Source organism: Conyzicola sp., from assembly GCF_057073975.1.
Genome location: NZ_JBXMIS010000076.1, coordinates 1 through 2,452 on the forward strand (window position 1 = coordinate 1; position 2,452 = coordinate 2,452).

General features: G+C 67.4%; 3 protein-coding genes. 2 read left to right on the forward strand and 1 reads right to left on the reverse strand.

The genetic code is table 11. From position 1 onward, the window contains the following. Positions 1-390: aldo/keto reductase (locus AC14A7_RS06930; RefSeq protein ID WP_484007543.1), on the reverse strand; the 390-nt coding region annotated here is incomplete at its 3' end. Between the two features lie 43 nt (positions 391-433). On the opposite strand from AC14A7_RS06930, the gene metG reads away from it, so the two are divergent. Together metG and AC14A7_RS06940 are read left to right on the forward strand one after the other, a co-directional pair. After that, positions 434-2,020 carry a methionine--tRNA ligase gene (gene metG / locus AC14A7_RS06935; protein ID WP_484007545.1) on the forward strand — a complete coding sequence of 529 codons (1,587 nt, stop codon included), beginning with the start codon at positions 434-436 and terminating at the stop codon, positions 2,018-2,020. Continuing rightward, positions 2,017-2,452 (forward strand): TatD family hydrolase (locus tag AC14A7_RS06940; protein WP_484007547.1); only part of this gene is annotated, 436 nt, incomplete at its 3' end. The genes metG and AC14A7_RS06940, both read left to right, overlap by 4 nt.

Sequence of the window (2,452 nt, forward strand, 5' to 3'; positions counted from 1 at the left end):
CTCGCGGTGGAACTGGTAGAGCCCGATCGACTCGACGCCGAGGCGCGCGGCGGAGTCGATCGCCGCCTGGCGTAGGTACTCCGGTCGGCCGTTGCGCTCCCATGGCCCGCCCGACCTGTAGATGAGCCCGCCCTTGGTGGCGACGAGGATGCCGGCCGCCTCGCTCGGTCGCAGCGCGAGCGCCTCGGCGATGAGGCGTTCGTTGTGCCCCTGGCCGTCCTGCTCCATCGTGTACGAGTCCGCCGTGTCGATGAGGGTGACGCCGGCGTCGATCGCGGCGAGCACGGTCGCGAGCGCCTGCTCGTGGTCGGGCCTCCCGTCGATCGAGAGCGGCATGCCGCCGAGGCCGATGGGGGAGACGTCGTGGGTACCGATGCGGCGAGTGGTCATGCCTCCCAGCGTAACCAGCCGGGCCTGGCCGTAGGATTGACCAATGGCCGCCGGCGACTCCTTCTATCTCACGACGCCCATCTTCTACGTCAATGACGTTCCCCACATCGGGCACGCGTACACGGAGGTGGCGGCCGATGTGCTCACCCGATGGCACCGCCAGTCGGGCGACGACACCTGGCTCCTCACCGGCACCGACGAGCACGGCCAGAAGATCCTCCGTACCGCCGTGGCCAACGACACGAGCCCCAAGGAGTGGGCTGACAAGCTCGTTGCCGAGGCGTGGCTTCCGCTGCTCGAGACCATCAACATCCGCAACGACGACTTCATCCGCACGACAGACGAGCGCCACGAGACGGGCGTGCTCATCTTCCTGCAGAAGCTCTACGACGACGGCTTCATCTACTCCGGCGAGTACGAGGGCTACTACTGCGTCGGCTGCGAGGAGTACAAGCAGCTCGACGACCTGATGGAGACAGAGGACGGCGATTTCGCCGGCCAGCTGCTGTGCAAGATCCACACGCGTCCGATCGAGGTGCTCAAGGAGCGCAACTACTTCTTCCGCATGAGCGACTTCACCCAGCCGCTGCTCGACCTCTACGAGTCCAACCCCGACTTCATCCAGCCGGAGTCGGTGCGCAACGAGATCATCCAGTTCGTCAAGCAGGGCCTCAGCGACCTCTCGGTCAGCCGCAGCAGCTTCGACTGGGGCATCAAGATCCCGTGGGACGAGTCGCACGTGCTCTACGTGTGGTTCGATGCGCTGCTCAACTACGCGACCGCGATCGGCTACGGCGTCGACAGTGAGAACTTCGACCGACGCTGGCCGGCGACCCACCTCGTCGGCAAAGACATCGCGCGCTTCCACGCCATCATCTGGCCAGCCATGCTCATGGCCGCTGGCCTGCCTGTTCCGCACAAGGTGTTCGGCCACGGCTGGCTGCTCGTCGGCGGCGAGAAGATGTCGAAGTCGAAGCTCACCGGCATCGCCCCGCACGACATCACCGACACCTTCGGCGTCGACGCGTTCCGCTACTACTTCATGCGCGCCATCGCCTTCGGGCAAGACGGCTCGTTCAGCTGGGAAGACCTGTCGGCCCGCTACCAGGCAGAGCTCGCCAACGGGTTCGGCAACCTCGCCTCCCGCGTCGTGGCGATGGTCTCCCGCTACTACGACGGCGAGCTGCCAGCGCCCGGCGCATACAGCGACGCCGACCTCACCATCCAGTCCACTGTCGCGAAGGCTGCGAAGGATGCCGACGACGCCATCGAGCGATTCGCCATCCACGAGGCCATCGCCGCGATCTGGACCATCGTCGACGAGCTGAACGGCTACATCACCATTCAGGAGCCGTGGGTGCTCGCCAAGGCGGAAGAGACGCGCGAGCGTCTCGCCACGGTGCTCTACACGACATCCGAGGGCCTTCGCGCGCTCGCGGTGCTGCTGTCGCCGTTCATCCCGGATGCGACCGCCAAGCTCTGGAGCGCCATTGGCGCCGCGCCGTCGCTCGGCGCGCTCGACGACCAGAACGTGCGTGCCGCGGGCGACTGGGGCCAGCTGCCCGCCGGTTCGACGCTGAGCGCGCTCGAGGCGCTGTTCCCCCGTATCGAGGCAGAGGTGCCAGCCTGAGTGCTCCCGATCCCTTCATCCGCCAGCGGGCTACGAGCTCGGAGGCTGGAGGGTCGCGCGACCTGAGCTACCCACCGCTGCCAGAGGCGCTGACGGTTCCGCTCTACGACAACCACACCCACCTCGAGATCGCCGACGGCGACGAGGGCATCGACTACCGCGAGGCACTCGACCGTGCATCGAGCGTCGGTATCCGCGGGGTCGTGCAGGTGGGCGGCGACCTCGAGACCTCGCGCTGGTCGGCCGAGATCGCCCGCATCGAGCCGCGCGTGCTCGCGGCCGTCGCCATCCATCCGAACGAGGCACCGCGGTACGAGAGCGCAGGAGAGCTGGATGCCGCGCTCGCCGAGATCGACGAGCTGGCGTCCCAGCCTCGCGTGCGCGCGATCGGCGAGACCGGACTCGACTACTTCCGCACAGCGGAGGACGGCC